Below are 22,885 nucleotides of genomic sequence, written 5' to 3' on the forward strand. Positions count from 1 at the left end.
CCAGGTCCTCACCAGCCCCAGGTCCTCACCAGCCCCGGTCCTCACCAGCCCCAGATCCCCCTACTCCTGCCACTCCCCGTCCCGCATGACGACCCGCCCCCGCAGCTCCGGCTCCCCCCGCCAGGCCCGCACCGTCCTCGGCACCACACGGACGTACAGATACGCCGCGTCCTCCGCGCGCGGGTCCCAGCCGAACTTGGCGGTGAACGCCTCCGCCGCCGCCCCGGGGACCTCGTCGTCCGGGAAGCACTCCGCCTCCCCCTGGATGAGCACGACGTCGGAGGTGTCCGGAAGCGCCAGGCGCACGCGCGGCTCGTCGCGGACGTTCCGGGCCGTCACGGACGTGGCGCCGGTGCACATCCACAGGGCCCGCCCGTCCCACAGGAACCACAACGGCACCTGGTGCGGGCCGCGCTCGGGGTGCGCGGTCGACACCCATACGTCCCGCTCGGCGGCGAGCCGCTCCAGTGTGTCCCGCCTGCGCTCCGCCGCCCCGCGCCGGGCGTTTCCCGTGGTCTGCATGGAAGCCGACCCTAACCAGGGGTTCCACCGCGCGCATGGGGCGCGGGGCCTACGCCCAGCGACCGACGTCCCCCTCGGCCTGCACACTCGGCCCCCGCCCCGGCCGGCGGCACCGCGGAACGAGACGGCACCGCGGAACAAACCCGTCCGCCCCCTCGGTTCCCGAAAGGCCCGCCCTTCACAAGGAGAGTCAGAGGAGAGCCAGTTGAGCCGCCTTGAGCCCGCCTTCATCACCTTCGACATGTACGGGACGCTGACGGACTTCGCCATCGGTGCCGCCGCCCGGGAGGCCGTCCAGGACATCGCACCGCCCGAGGTCCTGGACGCGTTCCTGCACCGGTTCGGCTGCTACCAGCTCGACGAGGTGATGGGCGACTGGCGGCCGTACGACGAGGTGGTGGCGCGCGCCTTCGAGCGGGCCTGCGCGAGCACCGGCGTCGCGTACCGGCCGGAGGACCCCGCGAGGATCTTCGCGGCGATCCCGGAGTGGGGACCCCACCCCGACGTCCCGGAGCCCCTCGCGAGGCTCGCCGCGCGCTTCCCGCTCGTCATCCTCTCCAACGCCGCGGACAGCCACGCCGACCGGAACGCCGCGAAGCTCGGCGCGCCCTTCCACGCCGTGTACACGGCGGAGATGGCGCGCGCCTACAAGCCGCGGCTCCGCGCGTTCGAGTTCATGTACGAGCAGCTGGGCTGCCGCCCGGAGGACACCCTGCACGTGTCCTCAAGCCCCCGCTACGACCTCCAGTCGGCGACGGACCTCGGCGTGCGGAACCGCGTCCACGTGAACCGTGGCACCGAGCCGTCGGCGCCCTTCTACCACTCCCACGAGGTCACGTCCCTGGCCGGAGTGGCCGAGCTGCTCGGCGTCTGAGGCCCGCGCCCGGCGCACCTCGACGTCCGATGTCCGCCAGCGCGCGCCCGCCCCACCGAGCAGGCTGCGCGCATGGCGAACTCACGCACGACAGAACCGGCGGGCACCCCGGACACGGCCGGCACCCCGGACACGACGGCCGTCCTCACCGGCATGTACGCCGCCGAGGCGAAGTACCTGGCCGCGGGCGGCCCCGGCGAGGCCTCCTTCGACCTGCTCGCGCCCTACTTCTCGACGGACGTCGTCCTGCGCCAGGCCGCCCCGCTGCCCTACGGCGGCGTCTGGCGCGGGCACGCCGGGATGGAGCGGTTCTTCCTCGCGATGAGCCGGGTGTGGGCGGTGTTCGACATGGTGGAGCAGGAGTTCCTCGCCACGGGCGCGACCGCCGTCGTACGCACCCGGGTGCACGCCGTCGCCCGTACCACCGAACGCGAACTCGACTTCCCCATCCTCCAGACGATCAAGGTCGCGCACGGCCGGATCACCGAGGTCGACCCCTTCTACTGGGACACGGCCGCCGTCGCCGAGGCCTGCGCGGTGCCGCAGGACTGACCTTCACCTGCAGGCGGTACGCGAACTCGTCGCCCTCGCGACCGGTCAGCGGTCGGCGGGCTCCCGGCGGCGGGTCCACAGCGTCAGGTCGCTGCTCGTGGCGACGGCCAGCGTGCGGCCGGAGGGGGAGAACCCGGCGGCGCGGAACTCCGAGTACCGGGCGTGCAGGACGTGCCACCACGTCTCACCGGCCGAGCCGCGGTGGAGGCTGTCCCCCGCAGCGAGGACCACGCGGTGGCAGGGCCAGTCGGGGCTGACGACGGACACGGTCCAGCCGTCGGACGACGTGCTGTGCAGGCCGCCGCCGAAGAGTCCCGCGATGTGGACGGGGGTGCCCGCGACCGGGCCGAGGCCGGGGCAGGTGAGGTCCGGGGAGTCGTCCGGCGTGCTGGTCTCGGGGTCGGGGTCACGGTCCCGCGCGATCTTCTCGCCGGTGACGGCGTCGAACAGGCCGTGTCCGTCGCCCGACACCACCATCACCAGGTCCCGCCCGCTGCCGGGGCACACGGCGAAGCCGATGCCGAGCAGCCCGCCGACGGCGATCATGCCGCCCGGCACGAGCTGCCAGGGCTCGGGGGCGGGCACGACGGGCGCGTCGAGGTAGCGCGCCCGCAGCTTCCGCTGGTACTCCGACTGAGACATGCGCAGATGATACGGAGCGGTGGCGGGCTTGGTCGCACGCGTGTGCGCGGGCACGGCATACGCGTTGGCGCTCGACGCTGAGCCTCCTTCACAGCGGTCGGGCTGTTCACGTCAGAAGTGGACTTACGGCTCTACCGCGTCAGAGCCAGGAACACGTCATCCAGGTCCGGGGTGTGCACCGTCAGCGCCTCGGCGTGGACGCCGGCGCCTTCGAGGACGTCGAGCACCGCGCGCAGGGCGGGGATGCTGCCGTCGCTGGGGATCTGCAGGCTCAGCGCCTCGTCGTCGCGGATGACGGTGGAGAGCGCGAGGCGGTGCGCGGCCGCGTCCATGTGCCGCACGTCGTTGAACCGGAGCGTGACGTGGCCACCGGGGACGCGGCGCTTGAGCTCGTCCGCGGTGCCCTCGGCCACGATCTTGCCGCCGTCCAGGACCGCGATGCGATCGGCCAACTGGTCGGCCTCTTCCAGGTACTGGGTGGTGAGGAAGATCGTGGTGCCGCCCGCGACCAGGTCCCGGATCAACTCCCACATCGTGCGGCGGCTGCGCGGGTCCAGACCCGTCGTCGGCTCGTCCAGGAAGATGACGCTGGGCCTGCCGACCAAGGTCATCGCCAGGTCGAGCTTGCGGCGCATACCGCCGGAGAAGGCGGACGCGGGCTTCTTGGCGGCCTCGGTGAGGTCGAAGCGGGCCAGGAGCTCGGCGGCGCGCCGTCGGCCCTCGGCCCGGTCGAGGTGCAGCAGGTCCGCCATGAGGAAGAGGTTCTCCTCGGCGGTGAGCAGGCCGTCGACGGCGGCGAACTGCCCCGTGACGCCGATGGAGCCGCGGACGGCGTCCGGCTCCTGTGCCAGGTCGTGCCCCGCCACCCGGGCGTCCCCACCGTCGGCAGAGATGAGGGTGGAGAGGATCTGGACGGTGGTGGTCTTGCCCGCGCCGTTCGGGCCCAGCAGGGCGAAGGTCGTGCCCTCGGAGACCCGCAGGTCGATCCCGTCGAGTACGACCTTCTCGCCGTACGACTTGCGCAGCCCCTGGGCGGTGATCCCCTTGGGCGGGGCGGTCGAACCGGTGGTGGCAGTCATCGTGTCGCCTCCTTCTTCTTTCCGTGGCTGATGCGGGGCCGGTCCCTGCGTGTCACGCGTCCCTGCGCCTGCGGGTGCGGTCAGGCACGGCGGATCACGATGTCGCCGAGGCCGGTGCTGGCGCGCACCTGGACGGTCTCCGCGTCCGGGCCTGGGCCATCGGTCGAACCGATCGGGTTGTGGACCGTGCCCGCCCGGGAGCTCACCTCCAGCCAGGCGACGCTGGACTCGCGGATGCCGACCTCGAGGTCGCCGTCGGCGGTCTGGAGGGTTATCTGGCCGCGGGCCACCTCGCCGAGCTTGATGGTGCCGTTGCCCGACTTGGCGTCGACACCGGCGTGGGCGACGCCGACGGCGATGCGGCCGTCGGCAGAGTTGACGCGCAGCTCGCCCGTGACCTCGCCGAGCGTGGTGTCGCCCTTGCGGTTGCGGATGTCGGCGGCACCCGCGATGTTGCCGAGGTCGATGCGGCCCGCGGCGTCGATCTCCACGTCGCCGGTGGCGCGGTCCACGCGGACGTCGCCGTGGTCGGACCGGAGGAAGGCGGCGCCGACCTCCGCGACGTGGATGTCACCGGCGGCGGACTCGAGACGGCAGTCGCCGAGGCGGCCCTCGGTGCAGAACGAACCGGCGGACGAGAGGCCCTGGACGTCCGACCCGGCCGGCAGCTCGACGCTGACCTCGATCGAGCCGCCCGTGCCGAACAGCGAGCGCTTCCTGGGGCCCCTGACGACCAGGCGGCCGTTGTCGCACGTGACCTGGACCTGCTCCGCGGCCTTCACGTCGACGTCCTCGCGCTCGTCGCTCGGGAGCACCGAGACGACGGTGTCGAGGCGCTTGCCGGCGGAGATGCGGGCGGTGCCGATCTCGAACTCGATGAGGGCGGAGAGGGGCTCGGGGGTGTCGAAAGCTGGCATGGCCGTCCCGTCTGAGCTGAGGTGTGCGGACCCGCTGGTCGCAGCGGGCGGATGAGTCGTCCTGCGTCACTCCGGCGGTCCGGCGTTCTCAGCCGCTGGAGCAGCGCCATCCATGATGCCATGATGGCATCATCGATGGCGCCAACACAACCCCACTTGGCACCCGGGTGGTGCCACAGGGGGTGAGGTGCGCCTCACGGGGCGCGAAGCGCACGGGCCCACCCCCTGCGAGCTGGTGTTTTCCCACGGGCGCCGGTTTATGGAACGTGGCCTTCGGCACCCCGGAAGGGCGTCAAGACGTGGCGAACGGGCGGGGAGCGGAAGGGGACACAGGGAGGGGGTGGCACCGCAGCGGTGCCACGGCGGTGCCGGGTGGGGCGCCAGGGGCGCGGGAAGGGACGGGACGGGCAAGGAGGTGGGCAGGTCGGGCGGCCCGTGTCCGGCCTGGCGCACGGGGAGCCGCGGCGGGCTCCCGGGCGGCCCGGCCGACGGGGAGACCGGGTTCCCGGCGGGCTACGCGGACCGCGCCGCGTCCCGCAGGGCACCCCGGACCGCGGCCACCGCCGGGTGCCGCCCACGCCCACGCCGTACGACCGTGAAGAGCGTGCGCACCCGCTGCCCCCGCGGCAGCCCCCGCAGCGCCACCGTCGGCGCGGCGCCGCCCCACACCAGGTCCGGGAGCAGCGCCACCGCGTGCCCCCGCTCCACGAGCCGCACGTGCAGCAGCAGGTCGGGCGACTCGAACCGCACGTCGGGCTCGAACCCGGCGGCGCGGCACACCGTCGTCGCCCAGCGCCGGGCCGCGCTGCCCTCCGGCTCAAGCACCCAGGGCAGGTCGGCGAGCGCCCGCAGGGCCGCGCCCGGGTCGTCGGCGCCAGCGCCCTCGGGGACCGGCCGGGGCAGGGCGAGCCGCATCGGGTCCGCGCACAGGTCGGCCCGCTCCAGCGCCGCGTCCCTGGGCCCGGCCCCGCCCGGGTACTCCTCCGCGACGACCAGGTCGAAGTCCCGGGCGAGCAGCGCGGGCAGGGCGGCCTCCGGCTCCAACTGCGTGACGTGCGGGCGCAGTCCGGGGTGGGCGGCGCGCAGCCTGCTCAGCGCGTCCGGGACCAGTGCGAGGGCGGCGGTCTGGAAGGCGGCGACGCGCACCGTCCCGGTGAGACCGGGCAGGGAGGCGGCGATGTCGGCCTCGGCCCGTTCGAGGCGTTCGAGGACGGCCTCGGTGTGGGCGACGAGGATCTCGGCCTGCGCGGTGAGCCGCACCCGCCGCCCGACCGGTTCGAGCAGCGGCACGCCCGCCTCGGCCTCCAGCTGCGAGAGCTGCTGGGAGACGGTCGACGGGCTGTACGAGAGGGCGGCGGCGACGGCCGCGAGGGTGCCGCGGTGCTTCAGCTCGCGCAGGAGGCGCAGGCGATGGAGGTCGTACATGGCGTCGGCGCCCCTTTCACCGGGGCCCGGGGGCTCCGTCACGACCGCCTCTGACCCTTCGGTCCTGCCGATGAATATACGTCGGAAAGATGAGCTGGACCGAAGGGTGCGGCGGGCCGGAGGCTTGCCCCATGACTGACACCGGCCCCGCCACCGACTCCCGCGCCACGCCCTCCGACACCACCGCCCCCGGCACCCCGCCCGCCTGGTACGCCCGCCCCGCCGCCCGCGAGTGGACCTGCGCCCCCGCACCCGCCGAGGTCCGCGCCTTCCACGTCACACTCCCCGAGTACACCCCCACTCCCCTCACCGAACTCCCTTTGCTGGCCGCTGAGTTGGGCGTGGGCCGGGTTTTCGTCAAGGACGAGTCGGCGCGGCTCGGCCTGCCCGCGTTCAAGGCGCTCGGCGCGTCCTGGGCGGTGCACCGCGTCCTCGCGGAGCGGGCGTCGGACACGCCCGTGGAGCTGGTCACGGCGACCGACGGCAACCACGGGCGCGCGGTGGCCCGGATCGCGCGCCGACTGGGCCTGCGCGCCCATGTGTTCGTGTCGCAGGGCGTGCACCCCGGGGCGGCGGCCGCGATCGAGGGCGAGGGGGCGCGGGTGACGCGGGTCGCCGGGGACTACGACCGGGCGGTGCGGGAGGCCGCGGCGGCGGCGCGGGCGGAGGGTTCGGTGCTGGTGCAGGACACGGCGTGGGAGGGGTACGAGGAGGTGCCCGCGCGGATCGTGGAGGGGTACTCCACGCTGTTCGCCGAGGTGGACGGGCAGTTGGCCGACGCGGGCGCGGGCGCGCCGGACCTGGTGGCCGTGCCGGTGGGAGTGGGTTCGCTGGCGCAGGCGGCCGTCACGCACTACCGGAGCCGGGGTGCGCACGGCCCGGCGCTGCTCGCCGTGGAACCGACCGAGGCCGCGCCCGGGCTCGCCAGCCTGGCGCGGGGCGAGTCGGTGACCGTGGCGGCCGGGGAGACGGTGATGGCCGGCCTGAACTGCGGCACGCTGTCCGGCCTGGCCTGGCCGGTGCTGCGGGACGGCCTGGACGCGGCGGTGACGGTGCCGGACGCCGAAGCACTCGCGGCGGTACGGGACCTGGCGGCGCTCGGAGTGTCGTCGGGGCCGTGCGGGGCGGCCGCGCTCGCGGGGGCACGGGCGGCGCTGACGGGGGCGAGGGCGGGGGGACGCCGGGCGGAGCTGGGTCTGGGGGCCGGGGCGACGGTGGTGCTCCTGAGCACGGAGGGGAGGGAGGCGAATCCGCACGGGGCGGAGTGAACGGCCCGTCCCCGAAGCCCTACCCCTCCAACAGCCGCCCGGCCAACAGCTCCACCCGCGCATGCCAAGCCACCGACGCCGCCCCCGCGTCCGCGGCCCCCGTGTGCGTGAGGACGAGCCGCGCCCCGTACCCCGTACCCGCCCCGAGCTCCCACCTGACCACACCGCCCGCCGGGCACGCGTACGCGCACAGCTCAGGCACCCGCACCTGGGTGACCGGGCCCGCGGGCACCCCCTCGGCGGCGAACCCGGCGGGCACGAGCTCGCCCGCCACCACGCCCGCGCCCTGGGCGAGTTCGGCCCACACGGCCTCCGCGCCCCGTACCAGCTGCCGCTCGAAACGCACGACTCCGGCACCGGTGATCTCCCCGCCGCCCAGGTCGAACTGCTCCAGATAGGCCTCGTGCAACTCCCCCTTGTCCACCGTGTCCAAGGCGGGTCCCGGCGGCTCCCCGTCCAGGTGGGCGCCGAGCGCCGTGACGCACAGGTGCCAGCCCGCGCCGAAGCTCGGCGCGCCGAACCGGTCGTCGAAGGTGTGGACGAGGGTGAGCAGCGAGCCGCCGGTCTCCGGGTCCGGGGCGACCTCCCAGCGCAGGTGGTCCTCGCCCCAGGTGAAGGCGAAGAGCCGGGGCTCGTCGACGTCGGTCACCTCACCGGTCGTACCGGGCTCGGCTTCCCCGGGGAACACGAACTCCATCGCGCCCCCGGGCACCAACTCCACCCGCACCTCCGACGGAAACCAGTGCGCAAGGCGCTCGGGCCGGGTGAGCGCCGCCCAGACCTCCGTGGGCGGACGGGTCAGGCGCCGCTCCATCCGCAGGGCGTACCGCCCGTCGCCGTCGGCCGCGGTGAGGGTGTCGGAGTGGGGGTTGCGGGGGCTCATGAGGGGTGGTCCTCCATCGCGCCAACATAACCGGCGGACCCCAGGGACGCAGGGCGGAACGCGGCCGGGCGGGGCCGCCCACCGGCCAGGTCCAGACCCGACCGCACAGCCCCGACCACCGGACGCGGTCAGGCCGCCTCCCAGGGCACCCCCCGCCCGCACACCACGTCGAGGCGCGAGACCGCTCTGGTCAGCACCACGTACAGCCGGTGCGCCCCGCGCTCCTCAGCCGCCACGATGTCCGCGGGTTCGACGGCGACCACATGGTCGTACTCCAGGCCCTTGGCGACGGAGGCGGGCACGACCGTGACGCGGGCGCCCAGCTCGTCGGGGTCGGCCGCCTCGACGCCCGCCGCCGCCAGCGCGGCCCGCACCCCCGCCACCGCGGTGTCCGCGGCGATGACGCCGACCGAGCCCTCGTGCGCGAGCGCGCCGCGCACCGCGTCGACGGTGGCGGCGGCCACGTCCCGTACGCGATGCACGGCGAGTTCGCCGTCCGCGCGCAGGGACCGGGCGGGCGGCACGTCCACGCCGAGGCCGTCGAGCAGCCGGTTGGCGAGCGTGACGATGGCCTGCGGGACGCGGAAACCTGTGGTCAGCGGGGTCACGGGGGTGTCCGGCCTGCCCAGGTGGGCGAGCTGGGCGGGCCAGTCGCGGGCCGCCCACGGCGTGGTGCCCTGGGCGAGGTCGCCGAGCACGGTGAGCGAGCCGAAGCCGGCGCGGCGCGCGATGGCGCGGCACTCCATGGGCGAGAGGTCCTGCGCCTCGTCGACGACGATGTGGCCGTACCCCGCGGGCCGCTCGACGAGGCCCGCGAGTTCGTCGAGCAGCACGAGGTCGGCGTCCGACCACTTCGCGGACCGGTACGAGCGCGGGGCCCGCTCCCAGAGGATCGCCCGCTGCTCCGCGGCGCCGAGTACCCCGTCCGCGGCGGACGCCAACGCGCCCGAGTCCGCGAGGAGTTCGGCGAGCACCTGCTCCGGCCGCGCCTTCGGCCACACCGCGTCGACGAACGCGGAGACGGCCCTGGCGCGGGAGATCTTCTGCAGCCAGGCGTTGCCGACGGGGCCCGCGCGCCGCTCGGCCTGCTCCTGGATGTGGCGCACGACGCGGGTGCGGACGCGCTCACGGCCGGTCTCGTACGGGGGTTCCTCCGCGCGGACGTCCGCGACGATCCGGTCCAGGTCACCGGCGGGGACGCGCCAGCGGTACGAGCCGTCGGGCACCGCGAGCGGTTCGGCGCCGCCGGGCCGCACCCTCGCATACAGCGCGCGCCGCAGCACCTCGGCCATCCGGGCGTCGTGCTTGACGAGGGCCGCGTCGGGCCCGTCCGCGCCCCGCACCGGCTGCCGGGCGATCTCGTCCCGGACGGTGGCCTGGCGCACCCCGGTCTCGCCGAGGGCGGGCAGGACCTCCGCGATGTAGCGCAGGAAGGTGCGGTTGGGGCCGAGGACGAGGAGGCCGGAGCGGCGGATCCGCTGCGGGTGGGTGTACAGGAGGTACGCGGCGCGGTGCAGGCCGACGGCCGTCTTGCCGGTGCCCGGGGCGCCCTGGACGCAGACGGAGTCGCCGAGCCCCGCCCGGACCAGGTCGTCCTGCTCGGGCTGGATGGTGGCGGCGATGTCGCGCATGGGGCCGACGCGGGGGCGCTCGATCTCGCCGGTGAGGATGCGGCTGCGGGGGCCGGGGGCGGCGGGGTCGGCGCCGCGGCCGTCCGGGGCTTCCTCGCCCGCCGTCAGGTGCTCGTCCTCCAGGCCCGTCAGGTCGGCCGAGTCGCCCGCGCTGCCCGGCGCCCAGCCGAACCGGCGGCGTACGGCGACGCCCTGCGGGTCACGGACGCCCGCCTGGTAGAAGGCGCGCGAGACGGGGGCGCGCCAGTCGACGACCAGGGGCGGGGCCGCGGGGTCCTCGGTGATGCGCAGACGGCCGACGTGGTAGCGCTGGCCGCGGTGGTCGCCCGCGTCGGCCGCATCGGCGTCGAAGTCGAGGGCGCCGAAGAACAGCGGGGCGTCGGGGAGTTCGCGCATCTCCTTGGCGCGGCTGCGCAGCTGGTAGCCGAGCACTTCGGCGTCGGCGCCGGACGCGGCGACGTGCTCACCGGTGACGACGTGCTCCTGGGCGCCGTCGACCATCGCGGCGAGGGCTGCGCGGCAGAGGTCGTGGTACTGCCGCTCCCGGGCGAGGGCGGCGTCGAGGGCGGGGGTGTCGAGGGAGGTGCCGGGTGCCGTCATGCCGTCGAGCGTACAAGAAAATGTTACCGGGTAACATTTATTACCCAGACTCACCCTCCGGTAGGCTGTCGCGCATGACGGACCACGAGACGAAGCCGACGGGCCTGCGCCAGCTCAAGAAGCGGCGGACGTACGAGGCCGTCTCCGACGCGGCCATCGCGCTGTTCCTGGAGCGGGGCTTCGAGAAGGTGTCGGTCGCGGAGGTGGCCGCGGCGGCGGAGATCTCCAAGCCGACGCTGTTCCGGTACTTCCCCGCCAAGGAGGACCTGGTCCTGCACCGGTTCGCCGACCACGAGGACGAGGCGGCGCGGGTCGTCACCGGGCGCCCGCGGGACCACTCCCCGCTGGCCGCGCTGCGCGCCCACTTCCTGGCGGGCCTGACCCGGCACGACCCGGTGACCGGCCTCAACGACGCGCCCGAGGTCCTGGCCTTCCACCGGCTCCTGTACGGTACGCCGTCCCTGGTGGCACGGCTGTACGGCTACCAGGAGCGGGCCGAGCGGGCGCTGGCGGAGGCGCTGGGCGGACCGACGGACGCCCCCGTCGCCCCCTTGCCCGCACGCCTGGCCGCCGCCCAGATCCTGGCGGCGCAGCGCGTCCTCGCCCTGGAGAACTGGCGCCGCGTGGCTGCGGGCGAGCCGGTGACGGACGTGCGCGCGGACGCCGTGCGCGCGGCGAACCAGGCCTTCGACCAGCTGAGTTCGGGGCTCACGCAGTACGCGTAGCCCCGCCGCCCGACCCCACGAGGACCTCCACCCCGTCGAGCAGGCACCCGAGGCCGAACTCGAACTCCGTGTCCGGCGACTCGTCGGGCGCGCCGAGGGCGCCGGAGGCGAGGAGGTGCCGCAGGGCGGGATAGCGGCCGGGGTCGGGGGCGGTGAGGGCGTCGACGGTGCGCTCGTAGCGGCGCATGACCTCGTCGGGGGCGAGGCCGCGGGCGGTCATGGCGGCGTGCAGGTCGGCCATCAGGGTGGCCTCGTTGCGTACGTAGCCGCCGATCAGCATGATCACGGAGATCTTCCGGCCCTCGTCCAGACCGGTGTCCGCCAGGGCGGCGAGCCCGCGCTCCATCCACTGGAGCGAGTGCGGCGACGCGGGCGGCGAGGAGATCGGGATCCGCAGGAGCCACAGGTTCCGGTGGAACACCTCACGCTGGGCGCGCGCCCACCACTCCAGGCCGGCGCGCCAGCCGTCGACGTCGGCGGGCATCGGGGGCGGCGGGCCCACGGCGGCGTCCTCCATCAGGACGTACAGCTCGTCCTTGGCGGAGACGTACCGGTACAGGGACATCGTCGAGACGCCCAGCTCCTTGGCCACGCGCCCCATGGAGACGGCGCCGACGCCCTCGGCGGCCGCGACGCCGATGCCGACGCGGACGATGCGGTCGAGGCTGAGGCCGGGGCGGGGGCCCTTGGAGGGGCGTGCGCGCAGGCCCCAGGCGGTTTCGAGACTCGCGGGAAGGCCGGTCTCCCCGTCGGTCCGACCCGCGCCACCGCCGCCGTCCGACGCCATCCCCCCTGCCATCTCCCCTGCCATTTCCCCTGCCACCTCACCCGCTCCGCGCCTTGGCTTGACGACCATCGTAGTTCTGCGTAACCCTTACACAGTAATGCGTATGCCTTACGCAGTACCTGTCCGCACCCTTGGGAGGGGCGATGCCAGCAGCATCCGAAGCCACCGGCGACACCGGCACCACGAACGCCACGACCACCACCACAGACCTGGCCGCCCCCGCCGCGATCGAGGCCACCGGCCTCACGAAGTCCTACGGCGGAACCGGCACCGACACCCCCGTCCCCGTCCTCCGAGGCATCGACCTGCGCGTCCCGACCGGCACCGTCTTCGCGCTCCTCGGCCCGAACGGCGCGGGCAAGACGACCGCCGTCCGGATCCTCGCCACGCTCACGGAGCCGGACGCGGGCACGGCGCGGGTCGCCGGGTACGACATCCGGACGCGGCGCCGCGAGGTGCGCCGCGCGATCAGCCTGACCGGCCAGTTCGCGGCGGTCGACGAGGCGCAGACAGGGGCGGAGAACCTGCGGATGATGGCGCGCCTCGTGGGCCTTCGCCGGGCCGCCGCCCGGGCCAGGGCGGACGGACTCCTCGCCCGCTTCGGCCTGTCGGACGCGGCCGACCGCCTGGTCAGGACGTACTCGGGCGGCATGCGGCGGCGCGTGGACCTCGCCGCCGGTCTTGTCGGCGAACCCGAGGTGATCTTCCTGGACGAGCCGACGACGGGCCTGGACCCGCGCAGCCGCCGCGAGTTGTGGGACGTCGTGGGGGACCTGGCCGCGCGCGGCACCACGGTCTTCCTGACCACGCAGTACCTGGAGGAGGCCGACCAGCTGGCCGACCGCGTCGCCGTCCTGCACGGCGGGGTGATCGTGGCGGAGGGCACCCCGGCGGAGCTCAAGTCCCGGGTGGCGGGCCACCACCTGGACCTCACCCTGGCCACGTCCGACGCCTACCTCCGCGTCCGCGCGCAGACCCCGCACGCCACCCACCACGACCCGCGCACCCGCACCCTGACCCTGCCGACCGACGGCACCGCACCCCACGTACGGGCGCTCCTCGACGAACTCGACCCGACGGGCACGGACGTGGCGCACTTCGCGCTGCGGACGGCGAGCCTGGACGAGGTGTTCCTGACGCTGACGGCACCCACCACGACGCACCCGAAGGAGCCCACCCATGCCTGAGGCCCTGCCGACGGGCCCACTGACCCGCCTGCCGTCGAACTCCCTCCTGACCCGCCTGCCGTCGAACTCCCTCACCATGACCGGCCGTTCCCTGCGCCTGAGCCGCCGCACCGTGGACGCGCTCATCACAGCCCTGGCGCTCCCCGTACTCCTCCTCCTGATCTTCGTGTACTTCTTCGGCGGGGCGATCAACACCGGCACCGACACCCGCTACGTCACGTACGTGGTCCCCGGAGTCCTGCTCCTGTGCGCCGGATTCGGCTCGGCCGGCACGGCGGTGGCCGTGACGGAGGACCTCAAGGGCGGCATCATCGACCGCTTCCGCTCCCTGGACGTCGGCGGCACGGCGATCCTTGCGGGCCACGTCGTGGCCTCGGTGGCCCGCAACGTCCTGGCGACCGCGCTGGTCCTGGCCCTCGCCTTCGCGATCGGCTTCCGCCCGACGGCGACCCCCGCCGGATGGCTGGCCGCGACCGGCCTCCTCCTGGCCTTCGTCCTGGCCCTGTCCTGGCTGTCCGCGGCGGTGGGCCTCCTCGCCAAGTCCCCGGAGGCCGCGAACGGCTACACCTTCTTCGTGAGCTTCCTCCCCTACCCCAGCAGCGCCTTCGTCCCCACCGACTCGATGCCGTCCTGGCTCGCCGCCTTCTCCGACCACCAGCCGGTCACCACGGTCATCGACTCCCTCCGCGCCCTCCTCCTCGACCAGCCCGCCGGCACCACGCCCTGGCTGGCCCTCGCGTGGTGCGCGGGGATCCTCGCGGGGTCGGTGGGGTTGGCGGCGGCGCTGTTCAGGAGGCGGGTGGGGTGAGGGGGCGGGCGACGCGCCACAGGGTCTCGAACAGCTCCTGCCTGCGCACGATCTTCTCGCGAGCCGCCGCGCCCGCGTCGATGTGCCAGTGGGTGAGCAGCGAGTCGTACCCCATGAGGTCGAGCACATGCCGCCCGGGATGGTCCCGGGACGGCTCCTCCTTGACGGCGTCGTAGATGCCGTCGAAGAGGTGCTCGCTGTCGACGAGGCAGAACTTCACGAACGGGGAGATGTGCAGCACCCGGAACTCCACCGCGAGCCCGCCCCTGCGGTCGTGCCGCAGCCGCCTGGCCAGGACCTCCATGCCCCGCTCGTACCCCTGCACCTGCCGCAGCAGCTCCGCCCGGAAGTCCGGGTCGTCGGCCGCCTTGCCGTCCCCGTCGAGCATGCCCGGTATCGCCATCTCCCGCGTGAAGTCCGGCACCAGGATCCGCACGGCCACCTCCGGCCGGACCGCGCCGTGCAGCCCGTCGAGCGACCGCGCCAACTCGTTGACGACGGTCTCCCCCGTGAACCCGATGGCATCGATCCGAGGCTCCGCCCGCCCGAGCGCCGCCCCGAAGAACCCCCGCAGCTCACTCGCCGCGACCTCCTGCCGAGCAGCCGGCCGCAGCGCGTCGTTGAGCCCGCGCACCTCGCTGTAGAGCACATACCCGACGAGACTGAGGATGGCACCGCCGAGATAGGCCTTGCCTTCGAGGGCGTCGCCGAGGGGGGTGACGAACTGGGCGAGGAGGCCGAGGACGAACACGGCGAGGAACAGTGCCTTGGTGACGGCGGACTCCGCCCGCTTCGCCCAGCCCTCGGAGTCGGCCCCCCATGCCACGCGACCACTCATCAAGTCCCCCTGCCCACCCCGTAGTTGACACGAGCACGCAAGGGTTCATGGTGCCTGCGGGCGGGCCGGTCAGGAAGACCGGGAGAGCGTCACGCCACCGGGTCCGCCGGCGCCGCCTCCCGCCCGTGCACCTCGGCGTGCCAGGCCCGCAGGGCCTCGACGGCGCGGGCCTGGTCCGGCACCTCCTCCAGGCGCAGCGGGTCGGCCGCCCGCCGCAGCGCCCGGCAGACGTGGGCCGCGGCCTGCTCGAACTCGGCGTCGGACGGGGCCACCGCGGGCAGGGCGAGCGCGGCCCGCATGACATCCGGGAAGACGGACTGGGCGTACTCGAAATCCAGATAGACGGGCAGATCCACGTCGAGGTCGGCGGTCAGCTCGGCCTTGCCCGCCGCCGTCATCGCCTCCGTCCAGGACTGCCGCATCCGAATGTGCTGTTCCTTGTCGTAGTCCATCCGCACGAGGTGCGTGGCGAGGTCGTGCAACGGGTCGCCGTACAGCGCCAACTCCCAGTCGATTACGGCTATTTCCTTACGATCGATCACGATATTGGCGCGGTGGACATCCGTGTGCAGAAGACAGAAGGGGCGCTCGTGCAGGCGCGGGGCCCGCTTCTTGAACTCGGTCATCGCGTGTCGCCGAATCCCGATGTCCTCGAATAACGCGTCGAATCGCCGCCGGTTGGCGCGGTGCACACGCTCCTCGGTGAAATCGATCAGCCAGGCGAGAAATCCGTCGGAATCCCCGTCCTTCGGCCAGCCGTCGGGCCGCGACGGAAGCTCGGACTCCGGTACGGCCGCGGTTCTCGCGAAGAACTCGGCGAGCCTGGCCATCAGTTCGTCCGTGTGGAGTTCGCTCTCGTCGACCTCCGTCAGCGGCCGCCCGGCGCGATAGGCGTGCATCGACCAGTCGCCGAAGTCCCGCAGACAGCGCGGGACTTCGGGCAGGTGCCGGGTGACCACTTCGAGCAGTTCGCTCTCGCTCGGCCAGATGCGCGGCGCCACCTCGGCGGCCTGCAGCGGCGTGCGGCATTTCACCCGGGCGCGATACGGCATCGTCCGCAGCAACAGCGCGAGGCGCCAGCCGAGCGGCACGATGTAGTTACTGTTGTGATAACCGGTCACAACCTCGCCATCAGGACGTTCACGGTGCGCGGTGGCCCATCGGTGGATCAGCCGGTCGTGCCAGCCGAGTGCGGCCGGTGGGGCCAAATCGGCTCTGCCGGGCAGAGGTTGTGACATGAGCGCAGAGAGTATCGCCCCGAAGGCGACCGCCTGACCACTTGACCAGTATGCGGACGCTCGCACTTACTTACCTTGCGCGCCTGTGCCATTACTGCCTGTTTTCCTCGCTGGTGAATATGTCGGGGACGAATTCACCACGAAGTCCGCGCCCTGGCGGCACGTGTCACGTCTCACCCTTGAGCGTGTCGAGCAGCGGCTTCAGCGACGGCACTATCAGCTCGGCACCGATTTCCCGGAGCACCCGCATCTTGCGGTCGTTGCGGGCGTAGCCGACGAAGTGCACGCCCGCGTCGCGCGCGGCGAGATAGTCGGACGCGGCGTCGCCGATCATCAGGGTGCGGGACGGGTCGGCGCCCATCGCGGCGAGGGCACGCTTGACGCAGTACGGGTCCGGCTTGAGCAGACGCAGATTCTGCGTACGGCCGTATATGTGCGGCGCGAAGCAGTCGATGAGCCCCCGACCGGTCAGGTAAGTGGCCACCGGGCCCGGCGCGTTGTTCGTGGCGACGGCCAGCCGGGCGCCGGTGGCCCTCCAGGTGCGGATCAGCGCATCGGCGTAGGGGGTGGGCCAGGCGGAGATCACCGCCTTCTGCTCCTCGTACGTGAGCCGCGCCTCCAGCTCGGCCACCAGATCGCTCCTGGGGTGGCGCCGGTCGACGGCACGCAGCACGACGTACGGATCGGGCTCGTCGCGCATCCCCGCGGCGAGCAGCCCGTGCAGCCCTTGCTCCTCGAGCCAGCGCACCTGTTCCTCCGCGACCTTCTCGGCGGAACGCCCGGCGAAGAGACGGCAGACGGGGCCGTCGAAGTCGAAGAGCACACAATGGGCGATGTCGATGAGTTCTCGCAGATCGTCGGTCGCACCTGTCACTGGCTCGGTCGCTCTCGCCTCGGGTCGCGTGGAATCAGGAGTCACCTAAGAGAGTGTCAGGTCCGTGGTGATCGTTTCCCAGAGGGCGTCGAACCACTTCTGAGACTCCTGCACGAAGCCCGAGTCGCGCGAGCTGTCCCCGTGGATGAAGGGGAAGAGGGTCGTGGTCAGTCCGCCGGCGTCGTACGCGCGCACGCTCTCGCCGGCCTCCACGTCCAGCGGGACCTCCATGGACTCCAGCGTGTAGTACGCGAGCAGCGCCTCGGACTTGTTGAGCAGATACAGCTTCACGGGCGTCGTGAGCGGCAAGGCGCGGAAGGTGACGCGGACATCGATGTCGTGGGACTGCCGCAGCGAGGTGAGGTTGTGCCGCAGGACCTGACCCTGCGCGTTGCGCTGCGCCAGCCAGCGCTGTTGCAGCCGGACCCGGTCCCGCTCGTCCGCGGCCTCGACCGGCACCGGGAAGGCCAGGGCGATGGCGCTGCTGGGCAGCAGGATGCGGACGTCGATGGACTCCGGGCACAGCTGGCCCTGGTGGATCTGGCGGATCGGCTCCGTGACGGCGTTCATCAGGGTCTCCGCCGTGTACGAGACCGCGTCGATCCGCACATGGGGCTGCCGGAACGCCTCCACGAGGCGCGGCTGCAGCGCCACCATCGACGGCTGCGGCTCCGGCTGCACCCCCGGCACCGCGGCCGCGCCCCCCTCCCCCGCCACTCGGGGCGGACTCCCCCTGCTGATGTGGTTCAGCAACCCGTCCCGCTGCAGCGAGAGCAGCGCCTGGCGCACCGTGCCGCGTTCCACGCCGAACTCCTGGGCGATCTGGGCCTGGGTGGGGAGGCGGTCGCCCGCTTTGAGGGTGCCGGTGCGGATGCGGTCGCGCAGGGCGTCGGCGATGTCCTGGGGTGAGGTCTTTCTCCTGCCGTTCACTGCACCGTTCTCCTTGGTCACGACCAGACGATACAACTGGACGCCATCTCAGGGGAGTTGACGGAAAGTTGTTTATGAAGGGTTACCAAGTGGGGACAACTCTAGTGAGTTGGTTGCCAACTCGCCCGAGATGGCAGAAGGAGGAACCATCATGCCCGCCGTAGTCCTCCTCGCAGCCGTGTTCGCCGTCACCATCGAGCAGGTCGTGCAGTGGAAGTACGGAACCCTCGGCCTCATCGGTCTGCTGCTGCTGACCGTGGGCGTCAAGGCGAAGAACCCCACCTGCAGTTCCATCGGGGCGGTCGTGCTCGCCCTGATGGTGACGGGACCCGCACTGTGACCAGGACCAAGCGCTGAACCACCGGTCCGAGCCCGCGCGGGCGCGCCAGGCGCCACGCACGGCGCCCGCCGTCCGCCCGTCCGCCTACGGACCGGGGTTCAGCTTCAGGTCCTGGCTGATCGTCTCCCAGAGCGCGTTGAACCACAGGTGGGACTGCTCCACGAACGTCGTGTCCCGCAGCCCGTCCCCCGAGTGGAACGGAAACAGCATCGACTGCGTTCCCTGCGCGTCCCACATCTCCAGGGACTCCTGGCCGATCTCCTCCCGGCGCTGGGTGAGCGTGTAGTACGCGAACAGCGCCTCGGAGCCGTTGAGCAGATAGAGCTTGACCGGCGGGGTGAAGGGCAGGGCGCGAAACTCCACCCGTACGTCGATCCCGTGCGTCGTCCGCAGCGTCTGCAGGTTGTGGCGCAGGACCTGGCCCTGCGCGTTGCGCTGGTCGAGCCAGCGGCGGTGCACATGGCCGCCCTCGTCCTCGCCCTCCACCGGAGCGGGGAAGGCGAGGTCGATGTCGCGGCTCGGCAGCAGCACCCGGACGTCGACCTTGGCCGGTTTCAGCTGTCCGGCGTGGATCTGCCGCAGCGGTTCACCGATCGCCATCGTCAGCGAGATGGAGGTGAGGCACAGCGCGTCGATCTCCACGTGCGGCGCCTGGAAGGCCGCGGCGATGCGCGGGGCGAGCCCGACCATCGTGGGCTCGGGCCGGACCGTGTCGGGGCTCGGCCCGGACGGGGCCGCGACCGTGGCGGGGCTGCCCTTGGAAACGTTGGCCAGGAGCTGCTCGCTCTGCAGGATGCGCAGCGCCTGGCGTACGGCGCCGCGCTCCACGCCGAACTCCACCGCCAGCTCGGCCTGCGTGGGCATGCGCTGTCCCGGCCGCAGTCGCCCGGATCTGATCCGGTCGCGCAGCTCGTCCGCCACCTCGTGGTGCGAGCGGTGCGGAGTCATGGTCGGCCTCTTCCGCTCGTTGACGGCGGCCTGGTCCGGGCTCACAACCAAACAGTACAACTTCTCGCCATCTTTGGGGAGTTGCCGAGAAGGTGGTTATGAGACGCACCATCGCGGAGATAAGTCAGTTGGAGTTGGTAGCCAACTTGGGCGACATGGTCAGACCCTTCGGGGGTTGGCCAGCCCAGGCCGCCGGGCCGAACCCGGCGTTCGGGGCGACCCGTTGGCGGCCGACCAGGGGGCCCGCCGCCCCCGAACCGGAAGGGGGACCGTCATGCCGTTCATCGCCGTCGTCATCGCCGCCCTCGTCATTGGATTCGAGCAGGCCATCCAGTGGAAGTACGGGCCGATGGGCATCATCGCCTTCGTCCTGCTCACCGTCGGCATCAAGGCCAAGAACACCACCGCGGGCGGCATCGGGGCGCTGATCCTCGTGCTGCTGCTCGCCCAGTCGGGCTGAGGCGGCCCGGCTCACCAGGCGGGCTGACCGAGCTCTCATCCGGAGGGGAGCCGGGAGTTCGGTCAGCCGTCAGACCCGGGGCACGGGCCCACCCAAGGCCCCGCCAACGCCAGGCCCGGGCCCCGAAGAAGCGACGGGGTGGCCCACGCCCGTGGGCCACCCCGTCGGAACGTCCAGGTGACCTCAGATCACCGCGCGGATCTCCCCCACCTCACGCCCCGCCCCGAGCAGCGGCGCCCTGCCGATCCGGTCCAGGATCGGGGCGTCCGTGCCGAGCAGGCGCAGCGCGCGGGCCAGGACCGGGCCGAGCACCCGCGTCGAGCCGTCGTCGATCTTGAAGGCGAGGGCGCGGCCGTCGGGCAGCGCGACCGCCTGGACGGCCTCGGCGCCCATCTTCGACAGCGCGCCGGGCACCGCCCGCATCAGCCAGGTGTCGGGGCGCCGGGTCCCGGCGACGTACTCGGGGTGGGCCCGCATGGCGTCGGCGACCCGGCGCTCGGGGCTGCCCTCGGGGGCGAGGACGAAGTGCCGGTAGGCGCGGGCGAGGCCGGTCAGGGAGATGGCCATCAGGGGCGCGCCGCAGCCGTCCGTGCCGACGGCGGCGACGGGCTCGCCCGCGGCGGCCTCGATGCCGTCGTGGATGAGGCGCTGAAGGGGGTGCCCGGGGTCGAGGTAGGTCTCCTTGGGCCAGCCGTTCAGGGCGCAGACGGCGAGCATCGCGGCGTGCTTGCCGGAGCAGTTCATCGTGACCCGGTCGCGGACGGCGCCCGAGGCGAGGTAGGTCTCGGCCTCCTCGGGGTCAAGCGGCAGGTCGGCGGGGCACTGCAGCTCGGCGGGGCTGAGACCGTGCTCGGCCAGCATCTTCAGTACGAGGTCCCGGTGGAACGTTTCGCCGGAGTGGCTGGCGGCGGCCAGGGCGAGGCGCTCGCCGGACAGGTCGAGGCCGGCCCGCAGCACCGCCGCCGCCTGCATCGGCTTGTTCGTGGAGCGCGGGAAGACCGGGCTGCTCACGTCGCCGAGCGCGAGCTGCACGTCGCCGTCGGCCCCGAGCAGCACCAGGCTGCCGCGGTGGTGGCCCTCGACGAAGCCCGACCGGACGACCTCGGCGAGGACCGGGTGTATGACGGGGGAACTGGTGGCGGCGGACGGCGGCGTCGTCTTCGGCATCTTCGGCCTTCCGGGTGCGGGCGGTGCGACGGACCGCCCGCGGGAACGCCGGTCCGGGGGATCGCGGCGGCCGTGCCGGACACGGCGTCCACCGGGATCACGGGATCTCGGCGGGCGCCGCACGCGGACGTCCACCGAGGTCACGGCCGACGGCGGCCGTCGGGCCCTGTGGGGCGGCGGTGGCCGTCGGGGCCGGCAGGTCACGCGAGCAGGTCGTCTACTTGTGCTTCTCCTTCACGGTACCTGCGGGCGATCTCCGCACTGCAATCGTCCGTCGTCCGCTGCATCTCCTGACGCCGCCGGGAAACCTGCTGTTCATAGCGGACGAGCCGGCCCATCGCCGCGTGCAGCTCCTCGTCCGTGCGGGCGGCCAGGTCGGACAGCTCCACGTCGGCGAGCATCTCGGCGGCCAGGCGTCGGTACTCCTCGCTGTGCGGGGTGCCGAGCGTCACATGGCGGGCCGACGAGCGGTGCCGGGCCGGGCCGTCCGTGAGGATCTCCGAGAGCCGGTCCACGACCAGCGGCGACTCCTCCCCGGCGGTGGCCTCCGGGCCCCGGCCTGCCGCGCGCGGGACCCTGCGGCGCGCGGTCTCCGCCCGCAGGATGTCGATACGGCCCTGCAGCAGCCGTCGTACGTAGCTCAGGTCCGCCTCGTCCTGCTGCGTGGAGCGGCGCAGTTCGCGCAGCTCCGGCAGGCGCAGGGCGGTCAGGTCGTGGGCCGGTACGTCGGGCAGGACGGGGCTGTCGGTGCGCTGGACCGGGGGGCGCGGGACGTGGGTGCCGCCGATGCCCGCCGCACCGGCCGCTCCACCCGCCTCGGCGGCCCCCGCCATGCCCACGGCCCCCGCTGCCCCCGCTGCTCCTGCCGCCCCCGCTGGCCCCACTGTCCCCGCCGTCCCTACTGCCCTCGCCGGCCCGCCCATGCTCGCGGTCCCGCCCCTCCCTGCCGTCCCGCCCGGGTGTCTCGCCCCCGACGGCCATGACGCCCCGGGCGACCATGGCGTGCTGGGCGTACTGGGCGTACTGGGTGTGCTCATGTGGCTCTACCGTCCCCTCAGCCGGCGCGGTACACCGCGTGTGAGCATCGTGCCACCCCGAGTGGTCGCTCTGTGCGTGAGTGCCCCCAATCGGCCCCGGATGGGGGGTTCTGGACCGGCGCGCGGACGGCGCGTGCGCGCAGGGCATGATGGGCGGCATGCGTGCGGTGGTGCAGAGGGTGGACGGCGCGAGCGTCGTCGTGGACGGGGAGACGGTCGGGGAGATCGTCGGCGAAGGCTTGTGCGTGCTGGTCGGCGTCACGCACGCCGACACCAAGGAGAAGGCGGGACAGCTCGCCCGCAAGCTGTGGTCCCTGCGGATCCTCGCCGACGAGAAGTCCTGCTCGGACGTCGGCGCGCCGCTCCTCGTGATCAGCCAGTTCACCCTGTACGGCGACGCCCGCAAGGGCCGCCGCCCCACCTGGAACGCCGCCGCCCCCGGGGACGTGGCCGAGCCCCTCGTCGACGAGGTGGTGTCCCGGCTCCGCGCCCTCGGCGCCACGGTCTCCACCGGCCGCTTCGGCGCCCAGATGCGCGTGGGCCTGACCAACGACGGCCCGTTCACCGTCCTCCTGGACATCTGACCCACGGGCCCGGGCCCACCCCCGATGCGGCGCTCCGCGCCTCGTCCTCAATCACCGGACAGGCTCCCTCCCACCCACCCGCCCAACCTTGCCCCCACCTGACCAACAGCCCGGCACCTCCAGCCCGCCCGGGGGGCGAGAGGGGGTCGGCGGGGAAGCCAGCCCGTCGGGCGGGGCAGGGGGTGCCGGGCTGTCGCTCAGGTGGTCCAAGTCTGGGCGGGCGGGTGGGACAGAGCCCGCCCGGCAAGGCAGAGGCCGCCAGGCTGCCGCTCAGGTGGTGCGAGCCCAGGCGGGTGGGTGGGACAGAGCCCGCCCGGCAAGGCAGAGGCCGCCAGGCTGCCGCTCAGGTGGTGCGAGCCCAGGCGGGTGGGTGGGACAGGAGCCCGCCCGGCAAGGCAGAGGGTGCCGGGCCGTCGCTCAGGTGGTCCAAGTCTGGGCGGGCGAGTGGCAGAGAACCCGCCCGGCAAGGCAGAGGGTGCCGGGCCGTCGCTCAGGTGGTCCAAGTCTGGGCGGGTGGGTGGGACAGAGCCCGCCCGGCAAGGCAGAGGGTGCCGGGCCGTCGCTCAGGT

24 protein-coding genes are annotated in these 22,885 nt (G+C 73.3%); 9 read left to right on the forward strand and 15 right to left on the reverse strand.

What is annotated here, in order from left to right; genetic code table 11:
- Nucleotides 1–60: 60 nt before the first annotated feature.
- Nucleotides 61–522 carry a pyridoxamine 5'-phosphate oxidase family protein gene (locus tag OO63_RS22860; protein WP_030362199.1) on the reverse strand — a complete coding sequence of 154 codons (462 nt, stop codon included), beginning with the start codon at nt 520–522 and terminating at the stop codon, nt 61–63.
- Nucleotides 523–727: 205 nt separating this feature from the next.
- On the opposite strand from OO63_RS22860, the gene OO63_RS22865 reads away from it, so the two are divergent.
- Complete coding sequence (locus OO63_RS22865; protein WP_030362200.1) at nt 728–1,396, forward strand: haloacid dehalogenase type II; 669 nt, start codon at nt 728–730, stop codon at nt 1,394–1,396.
- Between the two features lie 72 nt (nt 1,397–1,468).
- Nucleotides 1,469–1,948, forward strand: a complete 480-nt coding sequence (locus tag OO63_RS22870; protein ID WP_051811097.1) for a nuclear transport factor 2 family protein — start codon at nt 1,469–1,471, stop codon at nt 1,946–1,948.
- Between the two features lie 45 nt (nt 1,949–1,993).
- Here the strand turns inward: OO63_RS22870 and OO63_RS22875 are convergent, their stop codons facing one another.
- From OO63_RS22875 to OO63_RS22890, 4 genes are all read right to left on the reverse strand, one after another.
- Nucleotides 1,994–2,590, reverse strand: a complete 597-nt coding sequence (locus OO63_RS22875; RefSeq protein ID WP_030362202.1) for a hypothetical protein — start codon at nt 2,588–2,590, stop codon at nt 1,994–1,996.
- A gap of 131 nt (nt 2,591–2,721) precedes the next feature.
- Complete coding sequence (locus tag OO63_RS22880; protein WP_033264359.1) at nt 2,722–3,669, reverse strand: daunorubicin resistance protein DrrA family ABC transporter ATP-binding protein; 948 nt, start codon at nt 3,667–3,669, stop codon at nt 2,722–2,724.
- Nucleotides 3,670–3,749: 80 nt separating this feature from the next.
- Nucleotides 3,750–4,586 (reverse strand): DUF4097 family beta strand repeat-containing protein, encoded by an 837-nt coding sequence (locus OO63_RS22885; RefSeq protein ID WP_030362204.1) that lies wholly within the window; start codon nt 4,584–4,586, stop codon nt 3,750–3,752.
- Between the two features lie 513 nt (nt 4,587–5,099).
- Nucleotides 5,100–6,011 carry a LysR substrate-binding domain-containing protein gene (locus OO63_RS22890; protein WP_030362205.1) on the reverse strand — a complete coding sequence of 304 codons (912 nt, stop codon included), beginning with the start codon at nt 6,009–6,011 and terminating at the stop codon, nt 5,100–5,102.
- Nucleotides 6,012–6,142: 131 nt separating this feature from the next.
- Here OO63_RS22890 and OO63_RS22895 point away from each other — a divergent pair, with 131 nt between their 5' ends.
- Entirely contained in the window at nt 6,143–7,279 is a 1,137-nt protein-coding gene (locus tag OO63_RS22895) for a pyridoxal-phosphate dependent enzyme (protein ID WP_051811098.1), read from the forward strand.
- A gap of 19 nt (nt 7,280–7,298) precedes the next feature.
- Here the strand turns inward: OO63_RS22895 and OO63_RS22900 are convergent, their stop codons facing one another.
- On the reverse strand, nt 7,299–8,162 hold the full coding sequence (locus OO63_RS22900; RefSeq protein ID WP_030362207.1) for an SRPBCC family protein: 864 nt from the start codon (nt 8,160–8,162) through the stop codon (nt 7,299–7,301).
- 128 nt (nt 8,163–8,290) lie between these two features.
- Nucleotides 8,291–10,393 (reverse strand): HelD family protein, encoded by a 2,103-nt coding sequence (locus tag OO63_RS22905; protein ID WP_030362208.1) that lies wholly within the window; start codon nt 10,391–10,393, stop codon nt 8,291–8,293.
- 74 nt (nt 10,394–10,467) lie between these two features.
- On the opposite strand from OO63_RS22905, the gene OO63_RS22910 reads away from it, so the two are divergent.
- Complete coding sequence (locus OO63_RS22910; RefSeq protein ID WP_030362209.1) at nt 10,468–11,118, forward strand: TetR/AcrR family transcriptional regulator; 651 nt, start codon at nt 10,468–10,470, stop codon at nt 11,116–11,118.
- Here the strand turns inward: OO63_RS22910 and OO63_RS22915 are convergent.
- Nucleotides 11,102–11,917 carry a TetR/AcrR family transcriptional regulator gene (locus OO63_RS22915; RefSeq protein ID WP_078619301.1) on the reverse strand — a complete coding sequence of 272 codons (816 nt, stop codon included), beginning with the start codon at nt 11,915–11,917 and terminating at the stop codon, nt 11,102–11,104. The two genes, OO63_RS22910 and OO63_RS22915, sit on opposite strands and share 17 nt — an antisense overlap.
- Nucleotides 11,918–12,048: 131 nt before the next feature.
- Between OO63_RS22915 and OO63_RS22920 the strand changes: the two genes are divergently transcribed.
- Both OO63_RS22920 and OO63_RS22925 read left to right on the forward strand, forming a co-directional pair.
- A complete protein-coding gene (locus OO63_RS22920; protein ID WP_078619302.1) occupies nt 12,049–13,092 on the forward strand; it encodes an ATP-binding cassette domain-containing protein in 1,044 nt (347 codons plus the stop codon).
- A gap of 76 nt (nt 13,093–13,168) precedes the next feature.
- Entirely contained in the window at nt 13,169–13,900 is a 732-nt protein-coding gene (locus OO63_RS22925) for an ABC transporter permease (RefSeq protein WP_051811103.1), read from the forward strand.
- On the opposite strand, the gene OO63_RS22930 is transcribed toward OO63_RS22925, so the two are convergent.
- The 4 genes from OO63_RS22930 to OO63_RS22945 all read right to left on the reverse strand — a co-directional run bounded on the left by OO63_RS22930 (nt 13,881) and on the right by OO63_RS22945 (nt 17,807).
- Nucleotides 13,881–14,738: a hypothetical protein gene (locus OO63_RS22930; RefSeq protein WP_063750443.1), complete on the reverse strand. Its 858-nt coding sequence runs from the start codon at nt 14,736–14,738 to the stop codon at nt 13,881–13,883. The genes OO63_RS22925 and OO63_RS22930 overlap by 20 nt on opposite strands.
- Before the next feature lie 89 nt (nt 14,739–14,827).
- Nucleotides 14,828–15,859 (reverse strand): aminoglycoside phosphotransferase family protein, encoded by a 1,032-nt coding sequence (locus OO63_RS22935; protein ID WP_030362214.1) that lies wholly within the window; start codon nt 15,857–15,859, stop codon nt 14,828–14,830.
- Between the two features lie 283 nt (nt 15,860–16,142).
- Nucleotides 16,143–16,850 (reverse strand): HAD family hydrolase, encoded by a 708-nt coding sequence (locus OO63_RS22940; RefSeq protein WP_234311380.1) that lies wholly within the window; start codon nt 16,848–16,850, stop codon nt 16,143–16,145.
- Nucleotides 16,851–16,895: 45 nt separating this feature from the next.
- Nucleotides 16,896–17,807, reverse strand: a complete 912-nt coding sequence (locus OO63_RS22945) for a winged helix-turn-helix domain-containing protein (RefSeq protein ID WP_030362216.1) — start codon at nt 17,805–17,807, stop codon at nt 16,896–16,898.
- Between the two features lie 124 nt (nt 17,808–17,931).
- Between OO63_RS22945 and OO63_RS22950 the strand changes: the two genes are divergently transcribed.
- On the forward strand, nt 17,932–18,120 hold the full coding sequence (locus tag OO63_RS22950; RefSeq protein ID WP_030362217.1) for a hypothetical protein: 189 nt from the start codon (nt 17,932–17,934) through the stop codon (nt 18,118–18,120).
- 84 nt (nt 18,121–18,204) lie between these two features.
- On the opposite strand, the gene OO63_RS22955 is transcribed toward OO63_RS22950, so the two are convergent.
- Complete coding sequence (locus tag OO63_RS22955; protein ID WP_380890463.1) at nt 18,205–19,068, reverse strand: winged helix-turn-helix domain-containing protein; 864 nt, start codon at nt 19,066–19,068, stop codon at nt 18,205–18,207.
- 274 nt (nt 19,069–19,342) lie between these two features.
- On the opposite strand from OO63_RS22955, the gene OO63_RS22960 reads away from it, so the two are divergent.
- Entirely contained in the window at nt 19,343–19,528 is a 186-nt protein-coding gene (locus tag OO63_RS22960; RefSeq protein ID WP_030362219.1) for a hypothetical protein, read from the forward strand.
- A 183-nt stretch (nt 19,529–19,711) separates the two neighbouring features.
- Here the strand turns inward: OO63_RS22960 and OO63_RS22965 are convergent, their stop codons facing one another.
- A complete protein-coding gene (locus OO63_RS22965; protein WP_030362220.1) occupies nt 19,712–20,695 on the reverse strand; it encodes an asparaginase in 984 nt (327 codons plus the stop codon).
- A 200-nt stretch (nt 20,696–20,895) separates the two neighbouring features.
- Entirely contained in the window at nt 20,896–21,528 is a 633-nt protein-coding gene (locus tag OO63_RS22970; RefSeq protein ID WP_051811101.1) for an RsiG family protein, read from the reverse strand.
- Between the two features lie 362 nt (nt 21,529–21,890).
- On the opposite strand from OO63_RS22970, the gene dtd reads away from it, so the two are divergent.
- On the forward strand, nt 21,891–22,316 hold the full coding sequence (gene dtd, locus OO63_RS22975; RefSeq protein WP_030362222.1) for a D-aminoacyl-tRNA deacylase: 426 nt from the start codon (nt 21,891–21,893) through the stop codon (nt 22,314–22,316).
- Nucleotides 22,317–22,885 lie beyond the last annotated feature (569 nt).

It is taken from the genome of Streptomyces alboflavus, assembly GCF_000716675.1.
Taxonomy (GTDB): domain Bacteria; phylum Actinomycetota; class Actinomycetes; order Streptomycetales; family Streptomycetaceae; genus Streptomyces; species Streptomyces alboflavus.

Excerpts from the sequence above, each read along its gene's own strand:
- OO63_RS22900 (WP_030362207.1), bottom strand. The coding sequence starts at position 8,162 with ATGAGCCCCCGCAACCCCCACTCCGACACCCTCACCGCGGCCGACGGC.
- OO63_RS22960 (WP_030362219.1), top strand. The coding sequence starts at position 19,343 with ATGCCGTTCATCGCCGTCGTCATCGCCGCCCTCGTCATTGGATTCGAG.
- OO63_RS22885 (WP_030362204.1), bottom strand. The coding sequence starts at position 4,586 with ATGCCAGCTTTCGACACCCCCGAGCCCCTCTCCGCCCTCATCGAGTTC.
- OO63_RS22905 (WP_030362208.1), bottom strand. The coding sequence starts at position 10,393 with ATGACGGCACCCGGCACCTCCCTCGACACCCCCGCCCTCGACGCCGCC.
- OO63_RS22925 (WP_051811103.1), top strand. The coding sequence starts at position 13,169 with ATGACCGGCCGTTCCCTGCGCCTGAGCCGCCGCACCGTGGACGCGCTC.
- OO63_RS22895 (WP_051811098.1), top strand. The coding sequence starts at position 6,143 with ATGACTGACACCGGCCCCGCCACCGACTCCCGCGCCACGCCCTCCGAC.
- OO63_RS22970 (WP_051811101.1), bottom strand. The coding sequence starts at position 21,528 with ATGGCGGGGGCCGCCGAGGCGGGTGGAGCGGCCGGTGCGGCGGGCATC.
- OO63_RS22955 (WP_380890463.1), bottom strand. The coding sequence starts at position 19,068 with ATGACTCCGCACCGCTCGCACCACGAGGTGGCGGACGAGCTGCGCGAC.
- OO63_RS22920 (WP_078619302.1), top strand. The coding sequence starts at position 12,049 with ATGCCAGCAGCATCCGAAGCCACCGGCGACACCGGCACCACGAACGCC.
- OO63_RS22870 (WP_051811097.1), top strand. The coding sequence starts at position 1,469 with ATGGCGAACTCACGCACGACAGAACCGGCGGGCACCCCGGACACGGCC.
- OO63_RS22915 (WP_078619301.1), bottom strand. The coding sequence starts at position 11,917 with ATGGCAGGGGGGATGGCGTCGGACGGCGGCGGTGGCGCGGGTCGGACC.
- OO63_RS22890 (WP_030362205.1), bottom strand. The coding sequence starts at position 6,011 with ATGTACGACCTCCATCGCCTGCGCCTCCTGCGCGAGCTGAAGCACCGC.
- OO63_RS22880 (WP_033264359.1), bottom strand. The coding sequence starts at position 3,669 with ATGACTGCCACCACCGGTTCGACCGCCCCGCCCAAGGGGATCACCGCC.
- OO63_RS22965 (WP_030362220.1), bottom strand. The coding sequence starts at position 20,695 with ATGCCGAAGACGACGCCGCCGTCCGCCGCCACCAGTTCCCCCGTCATA.
- OO63_RS22930 (WP_063750443.1), bottom strand. The coding sequence starts at position 14,738 with ATGAGTGGTCGCGTGGCATGGGGGGCCGACTCCGAGGGCTGGGCGAAG.
- OO63_RS22950 (WP_030362217.1), top strand. The coding sequence starts at position 17,932 with ATGCCCGCCGTAGTCCTCCTCGCAGCCGTGTTCGCCGTCACCATCGAG.
- OO63_RS22875 (WP_030362202.1), bottom strand. The coding sequence starts at position 2,590 with ATGTCTCAGTCGGAGTACCAGCGGAAGCTGCGGGCGCGCTACCTCGAC.
- dtd (WP_030362222.1), top strand. The coding sequence starts at position 21,891 with ATGCGTGCGGTGGTGCAGAGGGTGGACGGCGCGAGCGTCGTCGTGGAC.
- OO63_RS22910 (WP_030362209.1), top strand. The coding sequence starts at position 10,468 with ATGACGGACCACGAGACGAAGCCGACGGGCCTGCGCCAGCTCAAGAAG.
- OO63_RS22860 (WP_030362199.1), bottom strand. The coding sequence starts at position 522 with ATGCAGACCACGGGAAACGCCCGGCGCGGGGCGGCGGAGCGCAGGCGG.